We start from the raw sequence: 20,997 nt of genomic DNA on the forward strand, positions 1-20,997 counted from the left end.
CTGACAACCGCTCCGGGGCCCGCGGGCATCCCGCCGCTCTACTTCCTGCTGATCTCCCGGTACGCGATCTCCGCCAGCCTGGCCTGGCCGTTCCTGCTCGGATGGAAGAAGTCCCACGGGCTCAGCTGGTCCTGACCGAAGGCGAACCCGAAGACCGCGCCACCGTCGTAGCGGCAACGGGCGTCCTTCGCGCACACCTCGCGCAGCACCTCGTTGTACGCCACCACCCGGTCGCGGACCCGGGTCCGGCGCTCCTCGGCCGCGGCCCCGAGATCCTCGGCGTCCGCCAGCATCGAGCCGCAGATGCCCAGTTTCCACACCTGACGGCCCATCGGGCTGACCCGGCCGGTCTCCCACAGTCGCCTCAGGTCGGGCACGCTCGACACGTACACCTGCGCCTTCGGCGCACCGGCCCGCAGCCGGGCGAGCGCCGTCGTGAACGAGGCGCGGAAGTCCTCCACCGGCGTCATCTCCGTCACCCGGTCCCGGCAGGCGTCGTTCGCACCCATCATCACCGTCACCAGCTCCGGGCGTTCGGCCGCCGCCGCGGCCATCTGGTCCGGCAGGTCCGCCATCCGGGCCCCGCTGCGGGCCAGGTTCCAGCTGCGGCCGGCCACCTTCTCCGGCCCGAGCAGCCGCAGCGCGAGGCTGTTGACCGCCGCGTCCGTGCCGGTCGCCCAGGACACCTCGGGGCAGTCCGCGAGGACCGTACAGGCGTCGAAGGCGCGGGTGACGGAGTCGCCGACGGCGGCGAGCGAACCGGGCGAGGCGTTCCAGACGGGCGTCGGCGCCGGCCGCGGCTTCGGGGCGGCCGCCTCGACCCGGCCGCCGCCCGAGCAGCCCGCCAGGCCCGCGGTCGCGCACAGCAGCGCGACCGCCGCGGCGGCAGCTCGGAAACGTCGTCGCCCGCGCATCCCGGCGGCCCCTCCTCGGCGTCCTCGCGAGTGAAAGCTTCGTGTCCACCCGCCCCCGACCGACCGTACGTCACCCCGACGCGGGCGCGGCACGGTAGCTTTTCCCCCGTCGAACCAGAGGCGCCCCTGCCGATCGGCTCCGGTAAATTACATCACGTCACATGCTGTCCCCTTTTTGGGGGTTTGCGAAGCTCATTCTTCGTGATGTTGTTTACTGAGGCCGCTGGGAAAAGGCGAACCTCGTCCCACACTGGAGGTCCCGGTGACGACACGTGGAGTCCTGTACGTTCACTCCGCACCGCGCGCGCTCTGCCCGCACGTCGAATGGGCGGTCGCGGGCGTGCTCGGTGCGAGGGTCCAGCTCGACTGGATCCGTCAGCCCGCGTCCCCGGGCACCTGGAGAGCCGAGTTCTCCTGGCAGGGCGAGACCGGCACCGCCTCCAAACTCGCCTCCGCGCTGCGCGGCTGGCAGATGCTCCGCTTCGAGGTGACCGCCGAGCCCTGCGCCACCGCGGAGGGCGAGCGCTACAGCGCCACGCCCGACCTCGGCATCTTCCACGCCGTCACCGGCATCCACGGCGACATCCTGATCCCCGAGGACCGGCTGCGCGCCGCCCTGGCCCGCGCCGCGCAGGGCGAGACGGTCCTGGAGGCCGAGATCGCGAAGCTGCTCGGCAAACCCTGGGACGACGAACTGGAGCCCTTCCGCTACGCGGGCGAGGGCGCACCCGTCCGCTGGCTCCACCAGGTGGTCTGACTCCTCGCCCCGCACGGCGCCGAGGGCGCCAACGGACTTTGGCGCGCCCCTCGCACCGCATGGCGCCGGGGGCGCCCTACGCGCTTCGGCGCGCCGCGCCGGCCTCCGGCCGACGGCGGCGGGGCGCGGCGGGCGACGACACGTGTGAGGCCCCTGCCGGGACGTTCCGGCAGGGGCCTCACAGATGTATGACGACGGATCAGACCGAGCGGAAGGCCAGCACCACGTTGTGGCCGCCGAAGCCGAACGAGTTGTTGATCGCGGCGATCGTGCCCTGCGGCAGCTCGCGCGGCTCGTTGCGGACGATGTCGGCGTCGACCTCCGGGTCGAGGTCGTCGACGTTGATGGTCGGCGGGGCCACCCGGTGGTGCAGGGCGAGGACCGTGGCGACGGTCTCGATGCCGCCCGCGCCACCCAGGAGGTGACCGGTCATCGACTTGGTCGCGGAGATCGCGACATGGCCGAGGTCGTCGCCCAGGACCTTCCGCAGCGCCTTGATCTCGGCGACGTCGCCCTGCGGCGTCGACGTGGCGTGCGCGTTGAGGTGGACGACCTCGGAGGGCTTCAGGTCCGAGGCGTCGAGCAGGTTCTGCAGCGCCTCCGCGATGCCACGGCCGGTCGGCTCGGGCTGCGCGATGTGGTGGCTGTCGGCCGACAGGCCCTGGCCCAGCGCCTCGCAGTAGATCCGCGCGCCGCGCGCCTTCGCGTGCTCCTCGGACTCGAGCACGATCACGCCCGCGCCCTCGCCCAGGACGAAGCCGTCACGGGCCTTGTCGTAGGGGCGGGAGGCCTTCTCGGGCTCGTCGTTGCTCTTGGACATCGCCATCATGTTGGCGAAGGCCGCGATCGGCAGCGGGTGGATCGCCGCCTCGGTGCCGCCGGCGACGACCACGTCGGCACGGCCGGTGCGGATCATCTCGATGGCGTAGCCGATGGCCTCGGCGCCCGACGCGCACGCGGACACGGGGGTGTGGACGCCGGCACGGGCGTTCACCTCCAGGCCGACGTTGGCGGAGGGGCTGTTGGGCATGAGCATGGGCACGGTGTGCGGGGAGACGCGGCGGACGCCGGACTCCTTCAGCACGTCGTACTGGTCGAGCAGGGTGGTGACACCACCGATGCCGGAGGCGATGACGGAGCCGAGCCGCTCGGGAGCGATCTGGGCGTCCTCGCCGGCCGGGGCGGTGTAGCCCGCGTCGGCCCACGCCTCGCGGGCCGCGATCAGCGCGAACTGCGCCGAGCGGTCCAGCTTGCGGGCCTGCGGACGGGGGAGCACCTCGGACGGGTCGACGGCGATCTGCGCGGCGATCCGCACGGGCAGTTCCGCGAAGCGTTCGCCTTCGAGGGGCCGGACGCCGGAGCGTCCCGCGAGGAGGCCCTCCCAGGTGGAAGCGGAGTCGCCACCCAGCGGAGTGGTTGCGCCGATACCGGTGACGACCACGGTGCGATTGGTCGAGCTCACAGGAATTCTTTCTCCATGTGTGTGATGGTCGAAAAACGGCGCCACCGCTGGGTGGCGGACCGGGTCAGCCGGAGGCGAGTCCGGCTGGGGCCGAATCAGGCCTGGTGCTTGAGGATGTAGTCGGTCGCGTCGCCGACGGTCTTGAGGTTCTTGACGTCCTCGTCCGGGATCTTGACGTCGAAGCGCTCTTCGGCGGCCACGACGACCTCGACCATGGACAGGGAGTCGACGTCCAGGTCGTCGGTGAAGGACTTGTCGAGCTCGACGTCCTCGACCGGGATGCCGGCGATCTCGTTCACGATCTCGGCGAGACCCTTGACGATCTCTTCCTGGGTGGCGGCCATGCTGGCGCTCCTTCTTGTGTCTGTGCTGAGGTAACGGGCTTTCCGGAGAGATCCGGAGTGCCTAGGGGAGAGTAACGACCGTCGCGGCGAAGACGAGACCCGCCCCGAAGCCGATGATGAGCGCCGTGTCGCCGCTCTTCGCCTTCCCGGTCGCCAGGAGCCGCTCCATCGCGAGCGGAATCGAGGCGGCCGAGGTGTTGCCGGTGGTCTCCACGTCACGGGCGACCGTGACGTGCTCCGGCAGCTTGAGCGTCTTCACCATCGAGTCGATGATCCGCATGTTGGCCTGGTGCGGGATGAAGACGTCCAGGTCGTCCGCCGAGATGCCGGCGGCGTCCAGTGCCTGCTGGGCGACCTTCGCCATCTCGAAGACGGCCCAGCGGAACACCGCCTGGCCCTCCTGCGTGATGGCGGGGAACTTGACCTCGCCCTTGTCGTTGAGGGGAAGCTTCGAGACGTCGCCGAGCTGGAACTCGTTCCACGGCACGGTCTGCTTGATGGTCTCGGACTTGTCGCCCTCCGAACCCCACACCGTGGGGCCGATGTGCGGCTCGTCCGAGGGGCCGACGACCACGGCGCCGGCGCCGTCGCCGAACAGGAAGGCCGTCGCGCGGTCCTCCAGATCCGTCAGGTCGCTCAGCCGCTCCACGCCGATCACGAGGACGTACTCCGCGGAGCCCTCGACGATCATGCCCTTGGCGAGCGTGAGGCCGTAGCCGAAGCCGGCGCAGCCGGCGGAGATGTCGAACGCGGCCGGCTTGCCGGAGCCGATCTTGTCGGCGATCTCGGTCGCCACCGCCGGGGTCTGCTTGAAGTGCGACACCGTGGAGACGACGACCGCGCCGATCTGCTCGGGGTCGATCCCGGCGTCGGCGATGGCCTTGCCCGCGGCCTCCACGGACATCGCCGTGACCGTCTCCTCGGGGGACGCCCAGTGACGGGTCGCGATGCCGGAGCGCGAACGGATCCACTCGTCCGACGAGTCGATCTTCTCGAGGATCACCTCGTTGGGCACCACACGGGTCGGGCGGTAGCCGCCGACACCGAGGATGCGCGCGTACGGGGCACCCTTGCTGGGCTTGATCTTCGCCATGCTTGTCGACACTCCTTGTCAGGCCGAGGCCGTCTCCGCGACGAGCGTGCGGGCCGCGTCGAGGTCGTCCGGGGTCTTCAGGGCCACGGTGCGGACACCGGGCAGGGCGCGCTTGGCGATGCCGGTCAGGGTGCCGCCGGGGCACACCTCGATCAGGCCGGTCGCGCCGAGCTCCTGGAAGGTCTCCATGCACAGGTCCCAGCGGACCGGGTTGGCGACCTGGCCGACCAGGCGGGCGATGACGTCCGCGCCGCCGGTGACGACCTTGCCGTCCTTGTTGGAGACGTAGGCCGTGGTCGGGTCCGCCGGGGACAGACCCTGGGCGGCCTCCTCCAGCTTCGCCACGGCGGGCGCCATGTGGTGCGTGTGGAACGCGCCGGCGACCTTCAGCGGGACGACGCGGCGGACACCCTCGGGCTTGTCCTCGGCCAGGGCGGCCAGCTGCTCCAGGGTGCCGGCGGCCACGATCTGGCCGGCGCCGTTGACGTTCGCGGGGGTCAGGCCCAGCTTCTCCAGGTGCGGGACGGTCACCTCGGGGTCGCCGCCGAGCAGCGCCGACATGCCGGTCTCCGTGATCGCGGCGGCCTCGGCCATCGCCAGACCACGGGACCGTACGAGACGCAGCGCGGCGGTGTCGTCGAGGACGCCCGCGAACGCGGCGGCGGTGAACTCGCCGACGCTGTGACCCGCGACCGCGCCGGGAGCGAGGTCGAGGCCGTCGGCGAGGGCGGCGGCGGAGAGCAGGCCCGCGGCCACGAGCAGCGGCTGGGCCACGGCGGTGTCACGGATCTCGTCCGCGTCAGCCTTCGTGCCGTAGTGGGCAAGGTCGAGCCCGATGGCGTCGGACCAGGCCGCGACGCGGTCGGCGGCACCGGGGATTTCGAGCCAGGGAGTCAGGAAGCCGGGCGTCTGAGCGCCTTGGCCGGGAGCGACGAGTACGAGCACCCTCACACTCTCTCTTGGGGACGGTCCCGGACGCCCGTGGGGACAAGGACGAAGAACCGTCGGGGGAATTGTTGGTGTTCGACAAAAGTCTAGGACTGCGTATCCGCGTCGGCCAAGCGCCCGAGGATGAGCGCGATCCGCAGGGTGAAGGCCGACCGGACGTCGGAGGGTGACCATCCGGTGACGTCGGTCACACGTCGAAGCCGGTAGCGCACGGTGTTCGGGTGCACGAAGAGCATCCGGGCCGCGCCTTCCAGGCTGCTCGCCTGCTCCAGATAGACACTCAGTGTTTCGAGGAGCGCCGAGCCCGCTTCTTCCAGCGGTCTGTAGATCTCCTCCACCAACTGCTCACGCGCCGAAGGGTCCGAGGCGATCGCGCGCTCCGGCAGGAGATCGTCCGCGAGCACCGGGCGCGGGGCGTCCTGCCAGGCCGAACACGCCTTGAGGCCCGCCGCGGCGGCCTGCGCGGACCGGGTCGCCGCGAGCAGGTCGGGCACCACGGGCCCGGCGACGACGGGCCCGGCCGCGTAAGGCCCGATCAGCGCCTTGGCGACGGCCAGCGGGTTGTCGTTGCCGCCGGCGATCACCACGAGCCGGTCGCCGAGCACACCGGTCAGCACCTGGAGCTTGGCGTGCCGGGCGGCCCGCCGGATCGCCTCGACGGTCAGCTCGCTGTCGCCGTCGGGCGCGGTCCCGAGCACCACGCACACGTTCTCCGGCGAGTTCCAGCCGAGGGCGGCGGCGCGGGACACGGCCCCTTCGTCGGCCTCTCCCGAAAGGACCGCGTTGACGACGAGCGACTCGAGCCGCGCGTCCCAGGCGCCCCGGGCCTCCGCGGCCTGCGCGTACACCTGGGCGGTCGCGAAGGCGATCTCCCGCGCGTACACCAGCAGCGCCTCGCGCAGCACCGACTCGTCGCCGGGCGCGGCGACCTCCTCGATCGCCGACTCCATGACCTCGATCGTCGTACGGACCATCTCCACGGTCTGCCGCAGCGTGATGGCCCGGGTCAGCTCGCGCGGCGCGGTCCCGAAGACGTCGGTGGAGATCGCCTGAGGGGTCTCCGGGTGCCGGAACCACTCCGTGAACGCGGCGATGCCCGCCTGCGCGACCAGCCCGATCCACGACCGGTTCTCGGGCGGCATCGCCCGGTACCACGGCAGCGTCTCGTCCATACGGGCAATGGCGCTGGCGGCGAGCCGCCCGGAGGACTGCTCCAGGCGCTTCAGGGTCGCGGCATGCGGGTGAGCGGCGTTCACGGGTTCAGACACGGGGACAAGACTGCCTTATCGGGACGGCGACGTGCGGGGGCGGGGCGGTTTCGCCGCCGTCGCGGCGGTGGCCGCGGCTACCGTGATCCCGTGATACGCATCCAGCGCGGCGGGGAGCGGTACCCCGGAGGCGACCCGGAAACCGGCATCGACACCCGGCACGCCTTCTCCTTCGGCCGCTTCTACGACCCCGACAACCTCCGCTTCGGCGCGCTGCTCGCCTGCAACGAGGAACGCCTGGCCCCCGGCTCCGGCTTCGACGAGCACCCCCACAGCCACACGGAGATCGTCACCTGGGTCGTCGAGGGCGAGCTCACCCACCGCGACTCGACCGGCCACGCGACCGTCGTCCGCCCCGGCGACCTCCAGCACCTGAGCTCGGCGGCCGGCGTCCGGCACGTCGAACGGAACGACGGCCCCGACCCGCTGGTCTTCGTCCAGATGTGGCTGGCCCCGACGCGACCGGGCGGCGACCCGTCGTACGCCGTGGTCCGCGGCATCGCCGACGCCACCCCGTACGCCCTCCCGGCCGCCGGCGCCATGCTCCACGTCCGCCACCTGGAACTCGGCGAACGCGCGGCGATCCCGGACGCCGACTTCGTATACGTCCACGTGGTCCGCGGCACGGTCCGCCTGGCGGGCGAGGAACTGGCGGCGGGAGACGCGGCCCGGGCGACTGGGGAGGAGGGACTGGCGCTGCTGGCTACGGCGGACGCGGAGGTCCTGGTCTGGGAGATGCGGGGCGTCTAGCGGACGGCGTCCACGAACGCCTGCCACGCCTGGGCGCCGAGGATCAGGACCGGGCCCGTGGGGTTCTTGCTGTCGCGGACGGGGACGGCGCCGGGGTGGCCGTCGGCGACCTCGACGCATTCGCCGCCGTTGGTGCCGCTGTACGAGGACTTCCGCCAGGCCGCGCCGTCTATGACGGTGCACTCGATGCAGTCGCCGCCGGTGTTTCCGCTGAAGCTGGACTTACGCCACCGCGCGTTCCTCAGGTCGGGACGGGTCTCCATAGCGTTCCTCCATCACGCGGGTGATCAGTGCCGCCGATTCCTCCACGGAGAGGGAGGAGGCCTGCAAGTGAGCGTAACGGAGCGCGCCTTCCCTGATGGTGTCGGGGTTGGCCGTCATATGGCCGGAGATCAGGTCCTCCGTGTAGACGATGTCCGGGTCGTCTTCGAAGCGGAGGAGGTTGAACGAACCTGCCAGGCTTGCGTGTTCACCGGCCCCGAAGGGCAGCACCTGGATGCGCATCCAGCGGTGGCCCGCGAAGTCCAACAAGTGGGCCAGTTGCCTGCGCATCACCTCGCGGCCGCCGATCGGGCGGTGCAGCACCGCCTCGTCGAGCACCGCCCAGGCGAGCGGCGGACGCTCCCGGTCCAGGATGCGCTGGCGTTCCATCCGCCCGGCCAGCAGGCCGTCGAGGTCGTCCGGCATACCGGTGGCCAGCACCGCTCGTGCGTACTCCTCCGTCTGCAGGAGGCCGTACACCACCTGCGCCTGGTAGGTCGAGATGTACGTCGCCTTGGCCTCCAGCGCCGCGTACGGCTGGAACCACGACGGCAGCTGGCTGCGCAGCACCAGTCCGATCAGGCGGGAGAACAGGCCGCCCGTGCCCAGTGCGGCGTCCACCCGTTCCGAGAACTCGCGGGTGGGGAGTTTCCTCGTGGTCTCGATCTGGCCGACCAGGGAGCCCGTGCCACGGGGGATCCTCCGGCCTGCGACGCGGCGTAGCCGCACGGCGTCTCGTTCCGCTCTGTCGCCGAGCGTAGTCGGCGCGTCACGGGCCGGTGGTGTGAATCGGATAAACCACCCGCAGGGGTGTTCAGCTGCCCGTAGTGCCGTCGAGGAGCTCGCGGATGATGTCCAGGTGGCCGTTGTGGCGGGCGGTCTCCTCGATGAGGTGCAGGAGGATCCAGCGGAGGTCCACCTCGAGGCCGCCGCGGATCGGGCGCTTGGCCTTCGTGTCCAGGTCGTGGTCGGCGACCAGGCGGCGGAAGCGGGCGCTCTGCTCCTCGTACTCGGCGAGGAGTTGGGGCAGCGGGATGTCGACCGCCGTCCGCATCTCGGGGTCGGGGTCGTCGTCGGTCGCCCCGGCGAGCGGGCCTTCGAGTTCGCCGTCCAGGAACACCACGTCCAGCCACCAGTGCTCGACCCAGCGCAGATGGCTGATCAGCCCGCACAGCGTCATCAGCGGCGAGGCGGGGAGGGGGGACTTGCGGGCGTCCTCCGCGGACACGCCCTCGCACTTGGCGATCGCCGTGGCGCGGGCGTAGTCCAGGAAGGTGGTCAGCTGCGTGCGCTCGTCCCAGGAGGGCGGCGTGTCGGTGCGTTGAGTCTGAGTCATCGGCGGAAGTCTGCCGTCGGCCCGAGGCGGTGTCGAACGGTTAATGCGGGGCCAGGGTGGCGAGTTCGTCGTCGGACAGGCGCAGCGCGCCGGCGGCGACGTTCTCGGCGAGGTGGTCGGGGTCGCCGGTGCCGGGGATGGCCAGGACGTGCGGGCCGCGGTGCAGCGTCCAGGCCAGCCGGACCTGGGCGGGGCTCACCTCACGGGCGCGGGCGATGGCCCGCACCGCGTCGCCGTCGTCGGCGGTCGCACCGGCCGTGCGTCCCTCGCCGGCGATCGAGTAGAACGGCACGAACGCGATGCCCTGTTCTCCGCAGAGGCGCAGGAGTTCCTCCTGCTCGGGCGACGCGCCGATGCCGTACATGTTCTGGACGCACACGACCGGGGCGATCGCCTGCGCCTCGGCGAGGTGGTGGGGGCGGATGTTGGACAGGCCCAGGTGGCGGACGAGTCCGGCGTCGCGCAGTTCGGCGAGTGCGCCGAAGCGTTCGGCGACGGAGTCGGTGCCGACGATGCGCAGGTTCACCACGTCGAGGTGGTCGCGGCCGAGCTGCCGCAGGTTCTCCTCGACCTGGCCGCGCAGCTGTCCGGGGGTGGCATGGGGCAGCCAGGTGCCGGAGGGGTCGCGGCCCGGTCCGACCTTGGTGACGATGACGAGGTCGTCCGGGTACGGGGCCAGGGCGTGGTTGATCAGCTCGTTGGCGGAGCGCAGCGGCGAGAAGTAGAAGGCGGCGGTGTCGACGTGGTTCACGCCGAGTTCGACCGCGCGGCGCAGCACTCGGACCGCCTGGTCGCGGTCGCGCGGGACCGCGTCGGGTGTGAGCGCCTCGCCGTGCTGGGCGAGGCGCATCGTGCCGAAGCCGATCCGGTGGACCGTGCGGTCGCCGAGCTTCCAGGTGCCGGACGCCGCCGCGGTGATGGTCTGTGAGGTCATGGCGGGATGATCCGTGCGCGGTAGGCTGGCCCGCCATTGATTCGGACATGCCTGAATCCATCGAGGAGTGGTCGTCCTGGCAGAGCTGGCGTTCTCGGCGGGGGACCTGGCACAGGTGCGGTTCGCCGTCTCTCCGATGTGGGAGGTCGCGCCCAGTTTCCGGCTGCTGACGTCCCGCGCCGGGCATCCGGTCCACCGGCCCTGGGCCGAGCAGGTGCGGCCGCGCGTGGTGGCCGCCGGGCTGCACGAGGGGTGGCTCGCCGAGCTGGTCACGCCCGCCGGCTACGTGCCCGACTTCCTCAACCCGGCCCCCGCCGGACCGGCCCCCGCGCCGGCGGCGGAGCTGCGGGCGATCCTGGCCTCACCCGCCGACCGGGTACGCGAGGACCTCGACCACCTCGCCCGTCACCAAGGGCACCTCGGCCCCCGGCTGCGGGCTCTGCACGCCGACCCGCCAAGTCGCCTCGCCAAGGTCGTCCAGGAGATCGAGAGGTACTGGGATCTGGCCCTGGCTCCCTACTGGGGGCGGGTGAAGGCCGTCCTGGACGCCGACATCCACCACCGGGCCCGCACGGTCGCCGAGCACGGCGCGGGCCGGCTCTTCGACGACCTGCACGACTCGGTGAGCTGGCAGGGCAGTGCGCTGCGGCTGGCCCGCCGCAAGCGGAACATGCCGCGTGACTCCACCGGTGCGGGGCTGCTCCTGATTCCTTCGGCGTTCACCGGACCCGGGCTGCGGACCCGGGTGCGACCGCCGGACCCGCCGCAGCTCGCCTACCCGGCACGGGGCACCGGCAGGCTGTGGGAGAGACGGCCCGCCGCCGGAACCCGCGCCCTCGCACCCGTCCTCGGCCGCTCGCGAACCCTGCTGCTGACCGAGCTGGAGACGCCCGCCTCCACGACGGAACTGGCCCACCGCACCGGTCTGTCACCGGCCGCGGTGTCCCAGTACCTCACCGCGCTGCGGGACGCCGGCCTGGTCAGCGCCCACCGTGCCGGCCGCTTCGTCCTCTACGCCCGCACCGCCGCCGCCGAAACCCTCCTGGAGGCCGCCTCCACCTGAGGCCGACAGCCTGTCGAACGGTTATCGCAGCGCGCTCTTCGCCTGCCAGGCGGACCACGACACGTTCCACGCCCCGTAGCCGTTGCCCTCCGCCACCGTGCCCTTCGTGTCCTCGCCCTTGATCTCGAAGGGGTCGCCGGGGCGGACCAGGTCGTAGAAGGACCTCGCCTGTTCGGTGCTCATGCCGATGCAGCCGGAGCTCTTGTTCGCGCGGCCGAAGTACGCGGCGTTCCACGGGGCCGCGTGGGCGTACATGCCCGACCAGGTCAGGCGCATCGAGTAGTCGACCATCTTGTCGTACGCGTCGCCGAGGCCGACCGTCTCCGAGTTCATGTTGATCGTGCCCTCCTTCGCCATGAGCACGGCCGTGCCCCGCCAGGAGCGCTTGTCGCCGCCGGGCGTGCCGCCGGAGACCGGGATGGTGCGGACGGTGCGGCCGTCGCGCTGGACGGTGAGCTTCTTGGTGTCCAGGTCGACCTTGACCACCTGCGCCTGGTCGGAGACGGTGAAGCCGGTGCGGTAGTCGCGGACGAACCAGCCGCCGCTGCCGCCCGAGTCGGTGCCGTCGAGCGTCGCCTCCAGGGTCACCTTGGTGCCCGGCTTCCAGTACTCCCTGGGCCGCCAGTCGACCCGGTCCTTGCCGGAGTAGTCCGTCAGCCAGCCCCAGGAGCCCTCGGTGGCGTTGGAGGTCGTGACCTTCAACTGGCGTTCCACGTCCGCCTTGTTCTTCACCGGGCGGTCGAACACGATCGACAGCGGCTGCGCGATGCCCACCGTGGTGTTCTTGCCGGGCGCCAGCGTCAGCTTGTTGACCGTGTCCGCCTCCGGGACCGCGTGCGTCGACCGGGACGTCGTCTCCTTGCCGCCGGCGCTGCGCGCGGTCACCTCGACCGTGTACGAGGTGCCCGGCGCGGCCTTGCGGTCCGAGGTCCAGGTGCCCCCGCCGGCAGCGGTACGGCCCGCGAGCTCGCCGCCCTCCCCGTCGACCACCTTCACCCGGGCAAGGGTGCCGCCGCTCGCCGTCACGGTCATGGGCCGGCCGGCCGCCGGAGGAGCCACGGTGACCTTCGCCGGGGTGTCCGGCGAGGCGGTGGCCGGGGGCCTGGCGTCGTCCGCCGTCGCCGCCGAACAGGCGGTCAGCGACACCGCCGTGAGAACGAGCAGGGATATGCGTATACGTGTCCGCAGCACGGGACAGACCTCCGCGGGAGGAGCGGGAAAGGTGGGATGAACCGGACTGTAGGCCGCCCCGCGCCGCTCGCGCCCCGCCCCCGCGCCATGTGACGGCGGCTGAAGAGAAACGGTCATCGTCCGGTCACATTCCTCGCGCGGACCGGTCAACACCGGCTGTGAGCCTGCTGTGCGCCCCACCACCGAACGGGGCGGAACAAGGAGGCTCCCCGTTGTGTCAGCGCTGCTCGTGACGCCCGCGTCCACACCGGCTCCCGCTCGCGCGCCGCGGCTCGGACCGGTCACACCCGAGGCGTACCGCGCCTTCCTCGCGACCCGCTCCACCGGCCCGGACGGGCCCAGCTTCCTCCAGCTCCCCGCCTGGGCCCAGGTCAAGGACGGCTGGACGCACCAACTCGTCGGCTGGGGGCCCGAGTCGGGGCAGCTCACCGGTGTCGCCCTGGTCCTGCTCCGTGCCTTCCCCGGCACCCGCAAGTACTTCGCCTACCTGCCCGAAGGTCCCGTCGCCGACTGGGCCGACCCCGACGTCGACGGCTGGCTCGACCCGCTCCTGAAGCACCTGCGGGCCTCCGGCGTCTTCGCCGTACGCATCGGGCCGGGGCCCGCGTACCGGCGCTGGACCGCCGCCACCCTCAAGGCGCACACCGGACCCGGGCGGCGCCTCGGCGACGTCCTCGCCAGCGAGGTCGACCCCCTGGGCTCCGCCGTCGCCGAACGGCTGCGCGCCCGCGGCTGGCGCAAGTGCGGCGGCGACTCCGAGGACGGCGCCGACGCCCAGCCCCGGCACGTGTACCAGGTGCCGCTCACCGGCCGCAGCCCCGACGACCTGTGGAACGGGCTCAACCAGGAGTGGCGGCGCAACGTCCGCAAGGCCCGCAAGAGCGGCGTCGAGGTCGTCGTCGGCTCGGCCGCCGACCTGCCCGAGTTCCACCGGCTGCTGCGGATCACCGAGGAACGCGACGGTTTCCGGCTCGGCCGCTCCCTCGCGTACTACGAGCGGCAGTACGCCGTCCTCAACGCGGAGCAGCCCGGACGCATGAAGCTGTACCTCGCCCGGCACGAGGGCGAGGTCCTCGCCGCCCACACCATGATCACCGTCGGTCGGCGGGTCTGGTACCAGACCGGCGCCTCCGCCGACCACCGCCGCGAGGTCCGCCCGTCCAACGCCCTGCAGTGGCGGATGATGCTCGACGCCCACGCCGTCGGAGCCGACGTCTACGACCTGCGCGGGGTACCCTCCACCCTCGACCCGGACGACCGCGCCCACGGGCTGCTGCGCTGGAAGCTCGGCACCGGCGGACAGGTCGTCGAGACCCTGGGGGAGTGGGAGATTCCGTTGCCCGGCACGACCAACCACACGCTGTACCGCGCCTTCCAGGCGTACCTGGCCCGCCGATGACGGCGAGCACCACCGCAACGCCCACCGGGGAGCCGGCCGGGGACGCGAACGGAGACCCGAGCGGGGACGCGGGCGGAGGCCCGAGCGTAGACCCGAGCCGGGACGCGGCCGCGGCCGGGGAGAAGGCCGCTCCCTCCGTGGCCCGCAGCGGCGCCCTCATGGCGGCCGGCTCGCTGGTCTCCCGCGCCACCGGCTTCGTACGGTCCGCGGTCGTCGCCGCCGCCATCGGCACCGGCTTCGTCGCCGACGGGTACGCCGTCGGCAACTCGGTGCCGACCATCGTCTACATGCTGCTGCTCGGCGGCGCCCTCAACGCCGTCTTCGTACCCGAACTGGTCAAGGCGGCCAAGGAGCACGAGGACGGCGGCGTCGCCTACACCGACCGGCTGCTCACCGTCTGCGTGCTCGCCCTCACCGTCCTGACCGCCGTCGCCGTCCTCGCGGCCCCCGCGATCGTCGACGGCTACACCGACTACACCGGCGCGCAGCGCGACATGACGATCGCCTTCGCCCGCTCCTGCCTGCCGCAGATCTTCTTCCTGGGCCTCTTCACCCTGCTCGGGCAGGTGCTGAACGCGCGCGGCCGGTTCGGCGCGATGATGTGGACGCCCGTCCTCAACAACCTCGTCGTCATCGGCGTCTTCGCGCTCTTCCTCGCCGTGTCCGACGGCGGCGACCTGACCTCCGGAGAGACCGCGCTCCTCGGCTGGGGCACCACCGCGGGCATCGCGCTCCAGGCCCTCGCGCTCCTGCCCTCGCTGCGGGCGGCCCGCTTCCGCTGGCGGCCCCGGCTCGACTGGCGTGGCAGCGGGCTCGCCGCGCCGCTGCGCGCGGCCGGCTGGCTCGTGCTCCTCGTCCTCACCAACCAGGCCGCGTACTGGGTGACGACCAAGGTCGCCACGGCGGCCGGCCAGCGCGCCGAGGGCGCCGGGCTCAGCGCGTACAACAACGCCTATCTGCTGTGGGCCGTCCCGCACGGCATCGTCACCGTCGCCCTCGTCACCGCCCTCATGCCGCGGATGAGCGGCGCGGCGGCGGACGGCGACCTCGCCGCCGTACGCCGGGACGTCGCCTACGCGCAGCGCACCACCGCGGCCGCCGTCGTCCCCGCCGCCTGCGCCCTCTTCGCGCTCGCCGTCCCGCTGATGGCCACGGTCTTCCAGTACGGGCGGACCGACGCGGGCGCGGTCCGCTCGATGGCCTGGATCCTGATGGCCCTCGCGCCCGGCCTGATCGCGCTCTCCGGCCAGTACGTGTGCACCCGCGCCTTCTACGCGATGCGGGACACCCGCACCCCGTTCCTGCTCAACCTGGTCATCGCCGGGCTCAACGCGCTGCTCGCGGTCGGCTCCTCCGCCTTCCTGCCCGCGCGCTGGGCCGTCGCCGGCATGGCGGCCGGCTACTCGCTCGCGCTGTGGGCGGGCTGGGGACTGACGGCGTACGTCCTCGGCCGCCGCCTCAAGGGCGCGGGGGCGCCGGGGGCGCGGGCGACGGGTCCGGAGACGGCGGGTGCCGAGCCCGCAGGCTCGCGGGCCGCAGATACGAGTGCCGCAGGCGCCGAGCCCGCAGGCGCGGGGGCCGGTCTCGCGCTCGTGCGACTGCTCGCCGCGGCTGCGCCCGCCGCCGGGCTCGGCCTGCTGACCGCCGACCTGAGCGCCCCGGCGGGCCCCGTGGCGGCGGGACTGACCGGCGCCGTCGTCATCGTCGCCGTGTTCGCCCTGCTCGCCCGGCCGCTGCGGCTCACCGAAGTGCGCTCGCTGATCGGGAACGTCACCGGCCGCGCCCGCCGTCTCGTACGACGGGGCTGACGCCACCCTCCCTCCGACCCGTCCCCGCCGGGCCCCCTCCCCGGCGGGGGCACCGCTCCGACCTTGGGATACTCCACAGATGCCACGCGTGCTGCTGATCGAAGACGATCCCTCCGTCCGCGAAGGCGTCGAGCTCGGGCTCCGGCGCCGCGGGCACGAGGTGCGGACCGCCGCGACCGGCGAGGCGGGACTCGCCGCCCTCCGCGAGTTCCGGCCCGATCTGCTGCTGCTCGACCTGATGCTGCCGGGCATGAACGGCGTCCAGGTGTGCCGGCTGGTCCGGGAGGGCAGCCAGCTGCCGATCATCATGCTCACCGCCCGCGGCGACGACTTCGACGTGGTCGTCGGCCTGGAGGCCGGCGCCGACGACTACATCGTCAAACCCGCCCGCACCGAGGTCATCGAGGCCCGCATCCGCGCGGTGCTGCGCCGGATCGAGGAGCCCGGCGGCGGGCGGCCCGCCGTGGAGTTCCACGGCGAGCTGGCCGTCGACCGGGCCGGGCTCACCGTCGCCAAGAACGGCGAACGGGTCGCCCTCGCCCCCTCCGAGCTGAAGCTGCTGCTGCACCTGACCTCCGCGCCCGAGCAGGTCTTCAGCCGCCAGCAGCTCCTCGAACACGTCTGGGAGCACAGCTTCCACGGCGACGCCCGGCTCGTCGACGCCTGCGTACGGCGGCTCCGCAACAAGATCGAGGACACCCCCGGCGAGCCCCGCTACATCCAGACCCTGCGCGGCTTCGGCTACCGCTTCGGCCCGCTCCAGTGAAGGCCCACGTGCCAGGCGACGCCGAACGGCCGCCGAGAAGACGCCGGCCGCGCCCCTTCGGGCTGCGCACCCGGCTGGTCCTCGCCTTCCTCCTGGTCGCCGCCGTCGGCTGCGGCACCACCGCCGCCCTCACCTACCGCGCCGCCCGCAACGCGATCCTGGAGCAGACCCAGGACACCGCCGTCACCGCCTTCCGGCAGCAGGTCGAGACCCTGAACACCGGACTGCCGATCGACCCCGAAGGCCTGCGCGGCGAGCTCCAGCGCATCGCCCGGCAGGGCAAGCCACGGCCCTGGCGGGTGTACGCGGAGTACGGCGACCTCCGCGTGTCGTCCACCGACCGGCCGGAGTCGAGCGTCCTCACGCCCGAACTGCGCCGCCGCGCCACGGCGGACGGCACCACCCACGGCAGCTTCCAGCGGGTCGTCAGGAACGGCACCCCGTACCTCACCGTCGCCGTCCCCGCCGTCTTCAGCGGCCGCGGCGGCTATCCCGCGAGCCGCCCCACCGGTCTCGTCGTGTACGCGGTGATGGACCTCGGCGAGGAGGAGGCCGACATCGAGGCGATGGTCCTCGCCGCCCGCGACGGCGCGCTGCCCGCGCTCCTCGTCGCCCTGGTCCCGGCGCTGCTCGCGGCCCGGGGCGTGCTGCGCCCGGTGCGGGAGCTGCGGCACGCCGCGCACAGCATGGGCCGGGGCCGCCTGGACACCCGTATCCACGCCAAGGGCAGCGACGAACTCGCCGACCTCGCCCGGACCTTCAACGAGTCGGCCGCCGAGCTGGAACGTTCCGTCGCCGAGCTGCGGCGGGCCGAGGCACGCGCCCGGCGCTTCGCCTCCGACGTCTCGCACGAGCTGCGCACCCCGCTCGCGGGCATGCTCGCGGTCACCGAGGTCCTGGACGAGGACGCCGGAGCGCTCGACTCGGACACCGCCCGGGCGGTCCGCCTGATCAGCGCGGAGACCGGCAAACTGGCCGTCCTGGTCGAGGACCTCATGGAGATCTCGCGCTTCGACGCGCGCGCCGCCGAGCTGCACACCGACGAGGTGGACGCGGCCGAGGCCGTCCGCAAGACGCTGATCAACCGCCACTGGACCGACCCGGAGCAGATCGTGGCCACCCTCACCGAGGGCATCCGGGTCCGGCTCGACCCGCGCCGCTTCGACGTGGTCGTGGCGAACCTCGTCGGCAACGCGCTGCGGCACGGCCGCCCGCCGGTGACGGTCCGGGTGTACGCCGAGGGGGACACGCTCGTCACGGAGGTGGCCGACCGGGGGCCGGGCATCCCGGACCACGTGCTGCCCCACGTCTTCGACCGCTTCTACAAGGCCGACGCGGCGCGGGCGCGATCCGCCGGCAGCGGTCTCGGCCTGGCCATCACCCAGGAGAACGTGCGGCTGCACGGCGGGACCGTCGTCGCCGCCAACCGTCCCGACGGCGGCGCCGTCTTCGCCGTCAGGATCCCGCTGTGAGAACCCGATGGACCGCCGCCGTCGCCGCGGCACTGTGCCTGCCGGTGCTCGCCGCGTGCGGCATACAGGGCAGCGACGTCGTGGAGGCCGGGGGCGCGGCCACGGTCGCCGTGCAGCCGACCAGTGGCACCAAGCTGCTGCTGTACTTCGTCGGCGCCGACGGGCGGCTCATGCCGGTCACCCGCAACCTCGGACTGGCCGTCGGGCCCGAGGGGGAGACCAGCCTCGTCGACGAGCACGGCCGCGTCATCCGGCCCACCCATCCGGTGGACGGCGGATACCGGATCGCGACCGACAAGGTGCTCGCCACGCTGCTGGAAGGCCCGGACGAGCGGGAACGCGCCGCCGGGCTCACCACCCGGCTCAGCCTGCACGGCGCGGGCCGGCCGCACGCGGAGCTCCAGAGGGCCCAGGACGGGCGCCCGGTGCTGACCCTCCGCCTCGCGACCCGCGTGCAGGACCTCGACGCCGTCGCCCACCAGCAGCTCGTCTGCACGACCGCCTACGCCGAGGGCCTCGGCGGTGCGGTCACGGTCCTGGTCACCGGCACGGACGGGCCTCTGCCGGCCACGCGCTGCGAGCCGGAGTAGGACCTCGCACGAGGGACGGGCGCGCGCCGAGAGCGCCCGCGACGCCGTGCGCGACCAGGCCTTGGACTCCGCGCCGAGAGCGCCCGCGACGCCGTGCGCGACCGGGCCTGGGACTTCGCGCCGAGAGCGCCCGCGACGCCGTGCGTGACCGGGCCTGGGACTCCGCGCCTGGCGCGCCCGCAGCTCCGTGCGCGACCGGGCCCGCGCCCCGCGCCTAGCGCGCCCGCAGCTCCGCCAGGACCGCGTCCGTGAACGGCGGCCACGCCTCGATCGCCCACGGCCCGAACGGCCGGTCCGTCAGCGCCACGCACGCCGCGCGCGCGTCGGGGTCGATCCACAGGAAGGTGCCTGCCTGACCGAAGTGCCCGAAGGTGCGCGGCGAGGACGTGGCGCCGGTCCAGTGGGGCGACTTGCCGTCGCGGATCTCGAAGCCGAGACCCCAGTCGTTCGGCCGCTGGTGCCCGTAACCCGGCAGGATCCCGGTGAGCCCGGGGTACGTGACGGTCATCGCGTCCAGGACCGTGCGCGGGTCGAGCAGCCGCGGCGCCTGCACCTCGGCGGCGAAGCGCACCAGGTCGTCGACGGTCGACACGCCGTCCTTGGCGGGCGAGCCCTCCAAGGTCGTGGAGGTCATGCCGAGCGGCTCCAGGACGGCCTGGTGCAGGTACTCGGCGAAGGGGATGTCCGTGGCCTTCGCGACGTGGTCGCCGAGCACCTCGAAGCCGGTGTTCGAGTAGATCCGGCGGGTGCCGGGCGCGGACATCACCCGGTTCTCGTCGAAGGCGAGACCCGAGGTGTGGGCGAGCAGGTGCCGTACGGTCGCGCCCTCGGGCCCGGCCGGCTCGTCGAGGTCGACCGCGCCCTCCTCGTACGCGACGAGGACCGCGTACGCCGCGAGCGGCTTGGTGACGGAGGCGAGCGCGAAGCGGCGCCCGGTCGGGCCGTGGGATCCCGCCACGGTGCCGTCCGCACGGACGACGGCCGCCGCCGCGGTCGGGACGGGCCAGTTCTCGATCGACGCCAGGGACACCAGGCCGGGCACACTGCTCTGCTGCATGCTGCCGAGCCTACTTGCTTCGAGTGCACTCCAACCTTTTAGCGTGGTGGTCATGAGCGTGATCGAGAGCACGAGCACGAGCACGGCGGCGGCCACCACCACGGCGGCTCCCGTTTCCCAGGAGCGGTTCACCATCAGCGAGGTCGCGGCCCTGACCGGCCTGTCGGCACACACCCTGCGCTGGTACGAGCGGATCGGCCTGATGCCGCACGTCGACCGGACCCACACCGGCCAGCGCCGGTTCACCCGGCGCGACCTGGACTGGCTCGCCTTCGTCGGCAAGCTGCGGCTCACCGGCATGGCGGTCGCCGACATGGTGCGGTACGCGGAGCTGGTACGGGAGGGCTCCCACACCCACGACCAGCGGCGCGCGATCCTCGAAGGCACCCGCGACGACGTCGTCGCCCGCATCGCCGAACTCCAGGACGCCCTCGCCGTGCTCGACCGCAAGATCGATCACTACGGAACCATCTGCGGAGGCACCCCTTCATGACCGCGTTCACGACCCCGCTGACCGGCAGGATCGACACCGTGCGCCTCGGCGGCCCGGACGGGCCCGAGACCGGTGTCCAGGGCTTCGGCGCGATGGGCATCAGCGAGTTCTACGGAGGCACGGACGAGGCCGCCGCCCGCGACACCCTCGACGCGGCCCTGGAGGCCGGCGTCACCCTCATCGACACCGCCGACGTCTACGGGCAGGGCGCCAACGAGGAGTTCCTCGCCCCGTTCGTCGCCGCGCACCGCGACGAGATCGTCCTCGCCACCAAGTTCGGCATCGAGCGGCGCGCCGACGACCCCCGCTACCGCGGCGTCAACAACTCGCCCGCGTACATCCGGCGTTCGGTCGAGGCCAGCCTGCGCCGGCTCGGCGTCGAGACGATCGACCTCTACTACATGCACCGCGCCGACCCGGACGTGCCGTTCGCCGAGTCCGTCGGCACCATGGCCGAGCTGGTGAAGGAGGGCAAGATCCGGCACATCGGGCTGAGCGAGGTCACCGGGGCCGAGCTGCGCGAGGCGCACGCCGTCCACCCGGTCGCCGCCCTCCAGTCCGAGTGGTCGCTGTTCTCCCGGGACGTGGAGCGCACCGCGGTCCCCGCCGCGGCCGAGCTCGGCGTGACCTTCGTGCCGTACTCGCCGCTGGGCCGCGGCTTCCTCACCGGCGCGTTCGCCGACGCGTCGAAGGAGCTCGCGGACGACGACTTCCGCCGCCACCAGCCGCGCTTCAACGGCGAGAACGCCGAGCGGAACGCGGCCCTGCTCCAGCCGCTCCGCGCGATCGCGGAGGCCCACGGGGCGACGCCCGCGCAGATCGCGCTGGCCTGGGTCCAGCAGCGCGCGGCCGTGCACGGCCTGACGGTCGTCCCCATCCCGGGCACCCGCAAGCGCGCCCGCCTGCTGGAGAACGCGGCCGCCACCCGGATCACGCTGAGCGACGCGGAGCTCGCCCTCCTGGAGCCGATCGCCTCGCAGGTCACCGGCGACCGCTACCCCGACATGCGCTTCACGTCGGCGGCGCGGGAGGGCTAGGCCGTCTCTTCCGGATCTTGGCCGGGTCCGCGGCGTCTGGCACGGCACCTCGCC

General features: G+C 72.9%; 22 protein-coding genes. 10 read left to right on the top strand and 12 right to left on the bottom strand.

Translation table 11 applies throughout. The annotated features are described in order from the left end of the window. Nucleotides 1-38: 38 nt before the first annotated feature. Nucleotides 39-914 carry an SGNH/GDSL hydrolase family protein gene (locus ACFVGS_RS10845; RefSeq protein WP_385692244.1) on the bottom strand — a complete coding sequence of 292 codons (876 nt, stop codon included), beginning with the start codon at nt 912-914 and terminating at the stop codon, nt 39-41. A 262-nt stretch (nt 915-1,176) separates the two neighbouring features. On the opposite strand from ACFVGS_RS10845, the gene ACFVGS_RS10850 reads away from it, so the two are divergent. Continuing rightward, nucleotides 1,177-1,671 (top strand): DUF3145 domain-containing protein, encoded by a 495-nt coding sequence (locus ACFVGS_RS10850; protein WP_384417401.1) that lies wholly within the window; start codon nt 1,177-1,179, stop codon nt 1,669-1,671. A gap of 199 nt (nt 1,672-1,870) precedes the next feature. Here ACFVGS_RS10850 and fabF read toward each other — a convergent pair whose 3' ends face one another. The 5 genes from fabF to fasR form a co-directional block, all read right to left on the bottom strand. After that, entirely contained in the window at nt 1,871-3,133 is a 1,263-nt protein-coding gene (gene fabF / locus ACFVGS_RS10855) for a beta-ketoacyl-ACP synthase II (RefSeq protein WP_384417399.1), read from the bottom strand. Nucleotides 3,134-3,228: 95 nt separating this feature from the next. After that, nucleotides 3,229-3,477: an acyl carrier protein gene (locus tag ACFVGS_RS10860; protein WP_384417396.1), complete on the bottom strand. Its 249-nt coding sequence runs from the start codon at nt 3,475-3,477 to the stop codon at nt 3,229-3,231. 61 nt (nt 3,478-3,538) lie between these two features. Next, complete coding sequence (locus ACFVGS_RS10865) at nt 3,539-4,570, bottom strand: ketoacyl-ACP synthase III (protein ID WP_384417393.1); 1,032 nt, start codon at nt 4,568-4,570, stop codon at nt 3,539-3,541. A gap of 18 nt (nt 4,571-4,588) precedes the next feature. Next, nucleotides 4,589-5,515 carry an ACP S-malonyltransferase gene (locus ACFVGS_RS10870; protein ID WP_385692247.1) on the bottom strand — a complete coding sequence of 309 codons (927 nt, stop codon included), beginning with the start codon at nt 5,513-5,515 and terminating at the stop codon, nt 4,589-4,591. An 89-nt stretch (nt 5,516-5,604) separates the two neighbouring features. Then, nucleotides 5,605-6,786 (bottom strand): fatty acid biosynthesis transcriptional regulator FasR, encoded by a 1,182-nt coding sequence (gene fasR, locus ACFVGS_RS10875; protein WP_384417387.1) that lies wholly within the window; start codon nt 6,784-6,786, stop codon nt 5,605-5,607. 93 nt (nt 6,787-6,879) lie between these two features. Between fasR and ACFVGS_RS10880 the strand changes: the two genes are divergently transcribed. Beyond that, entirely contained in the window at nt 6,880-7,536 is a 657-nt protein-coding gene (locus ACFVGS_RS10880) for a pirin family protein (protein ID WP_385692405.1), read from the top strand. On the opposite strand, the gene ACFVGS_RS10885 is transcribed toward ACFVGS_RS10880, so the two are convergent. Genes ACFVGS_RS10885 through ACFVGS_RS10900 form a run of 4 tightly spaced genes read right to left on the bottom strand, consistent with a single transcriptional unit; the run spans nt 7,533 to nt 10,067 of the window. Beyond that, entirely contained in the window at nt 7,533-7,799 is a 267-nt protein-coding gene (locus ACFVGS_RS10885; protein WP_385692249.1) for a DUF397 domain-containing protein, read from the bottom strand. The genes ACFVGS_RS10880 and ACFVGS_RS10885 overlap by 4 nt on opposite strands. Further along, a complete protein-coding gene (locus ACFVGS_RS10890; protein ID WP_385692406.1) occupies nt 7,759-8,592 on the bottom strand; it encodes a DUF5753 domain-containing protein in 834 nt (277 codons plus the stop codon). The genes ACFVGS_RS10885 and ACFVGS_RS10890 overlap by 41 nt, the downstream gene beginning before the upstream one ends. Before the next feature lie 19 nt (nt 8,593-8,611). Then, nucleotides 8,612-9,133 (bottom strand): DinB family protein, encoded by a 522-nt coding sequence (locus ACFVGS_RS10895; RefSeq protein ID WP_384417381.1) that lies wholly within the window; start codon nt 9,131-9,133, stop codon nt 8,612-8,614. Nucleotides 9,134-9,173: 40 nt separating this feature from the next. Then, on the bottom strand, nt 9,174-10,067 hold the full coding sequence (locus ACFVGS_RS10900; RefSeq protein WP_384417378.1) for an oxidoreductase: 894 nt from the start codon (nt 10,065-10,067) through the stop codon (nt 9,174-9,176). A gap of 67 nt (nt 10,068-10,134) precedes the next feature. On the opposite strand from ACFVGS_RS10900, the gene ACFVGS_RS10905 reads away from it, so the two are divergent. Further along, nucleotides 10,135-11,130: an ArsR/SmtB family transcription factor gene (locus tag ACFVGS_RS10905; RefSeq protein WP_385692251.1), complete on the top strand. Its 996-nt coding sequence runs from the start codon at nt 10,135-10,137 to the stop codon at nt 11,128-11,130. A gap of 21 nt (nt 11,131-11,151) precedes the next feature. Here ACFVGS_RS10905 and ACFVGS_RS10910 read toward each other — a convergent pair whose 3' ends face one another. Next, nucleotides 11,152-12,321, bottom strand: a complete 1,170-nt coding sequence (locus ACFVGS_RS10910) for an Ig-like domain-containing protein (protein ID WP_385692253.1) — start codon at nt 12,319-12,321, stop codon at nt 11,152-11,154. A 214-nt stretch (nt 12,322-12,535) separates the two neighbouring features. Between ACFVGS_RS10910 and ACFVGS_RS10915 the strand changes: the two genes are divergently transcribed. The 5 genes from ACFVGS_RS10915 to ACFVGS_RS10935 all read left to right on the top strand — a co-directional run bounded on the left by ACFVGS_RS10915 (nt 12,536) and on the right by ACFVGS_RS10935 (nt 18,356). Beyond that, entirely contained in the window at nt 12,536-13,720 is a 1,185-nt protein-coding gene (locus ACFVGS_RS10915; RefSeq protein WP_384417369.1) for a lipid II:glycine glycyltransferase FemX, read from the top strand. Further along, complete coding sequence (gene murJ / locus ACFVGS_RS10920; protein ID WP_385692255.1) at nt 13,717-15,528, top strand: murein biosynthesis integral membrane protein MurJ; 1,812 nt, start codon at nt 13,717-13,719, stop codon at nt 15,526-15,528. Before ACFVGS_RS10915 ends, murJ begins: the two co-directional genes overlap by 4 nt. A gap of 79 nt (nt 15,529-15,607) precedes the next feature. Beyond that, nucleotides 15,608-16,294 carry a response regulator gene (locus ACFVGS_RS10925; protein ID WP_384417364.1) on the top strand — a complete coding sequence of 229 codons (687 nt, stop codon included), beginning with the start codon at nt 15,608-15,610 and terminating at the stop codon, nt 16,292-16,294. 8 nt (nt 16,295-16,302) lie between these two features. Next, the gene (locus ACFVGS_RS10930) at nt 16,303-17,766 is read left to right on the top strand and encodes an ATP-binding protein (protein WP_385692257.1); all 1,464 of its coding nucleotides are present in this window, start codon (nt 16,303-16,305) and stop codon (nt 17,764-17,766) included. Next, nucleotides 17,763-18,356: a hypothetical protein gene (locus ACFVGS_RS10935; protein ID WP_384417359.1), complete on the top strand. Its 594-nt coding sequence runs from the start codon at nt 17,763-17,765 to the stop codon at nt 18,354-18,356. Before ACFVGS_RS10930 ends, ACFVGS_RS10935 begins: the two co-directional genes overlap by 4 nt. A 214-nt stretch (nt 18,357-18,570) precedes the next feature. Here ACFVGS_RS10935 and ACFVGS_RS10940 read toward each other — a convergent pair whose 3' ends face one another. Then, nucleotides 18,571-19,413 carry a serine hydrolase domain-containing protein gene (locus ACFVGS_RS10940; RefSeq protein WP_384417356.1) on the bottom strand — a complete coding sequence of 281 codons (843 nt, stop codon included), beginning with the start codon at nt 19,411-19,413 and terminating at the stop codon, nt 18,571-18,573. Nucleotides 19,414-19,465: 52 nt separating this feature from the next. Between ACFVGS_RS10940 and ACFVGS_RS10945 the strand changes: the two genes are divergently transcribed. Next, nucleotides 19,466-19,906, top strand: a complete 441-nt coding sequence (locus ACFVGS_RS10945) for a MerR family transcriptional regulator (RefSeq protein WP_384417353.1) — start codon at nt 19,466-19,468, stop codon at nt 19,904-19,906. Beyond that, nucleotides 19,903-20,943, top strand: coding sequence for an aldo/keto reductase (locus tag ACFVGS_RS10950; protein ID WP_384417350.1), 1,041 nt, complete (start codon nt 19,903-19,905; stop codon nt 20,941-20,943). The genes ACFVGS_RS10945 and ACFVGS_RS10950 overlap by 4 nt, the downstream gene beginning before the upstream one ends. Nucleotides 20,944-20,997: the final 54 nt, after the last annotated feature.

This window comes from Streptomyces sp. NPDC127114 (genome assembly GCF_042677525.1).
GTDB lineage: Bacteria > Actinomycetota > Actinomycetes > Streptomycetales > Streptomycetaceae > Streptomyces.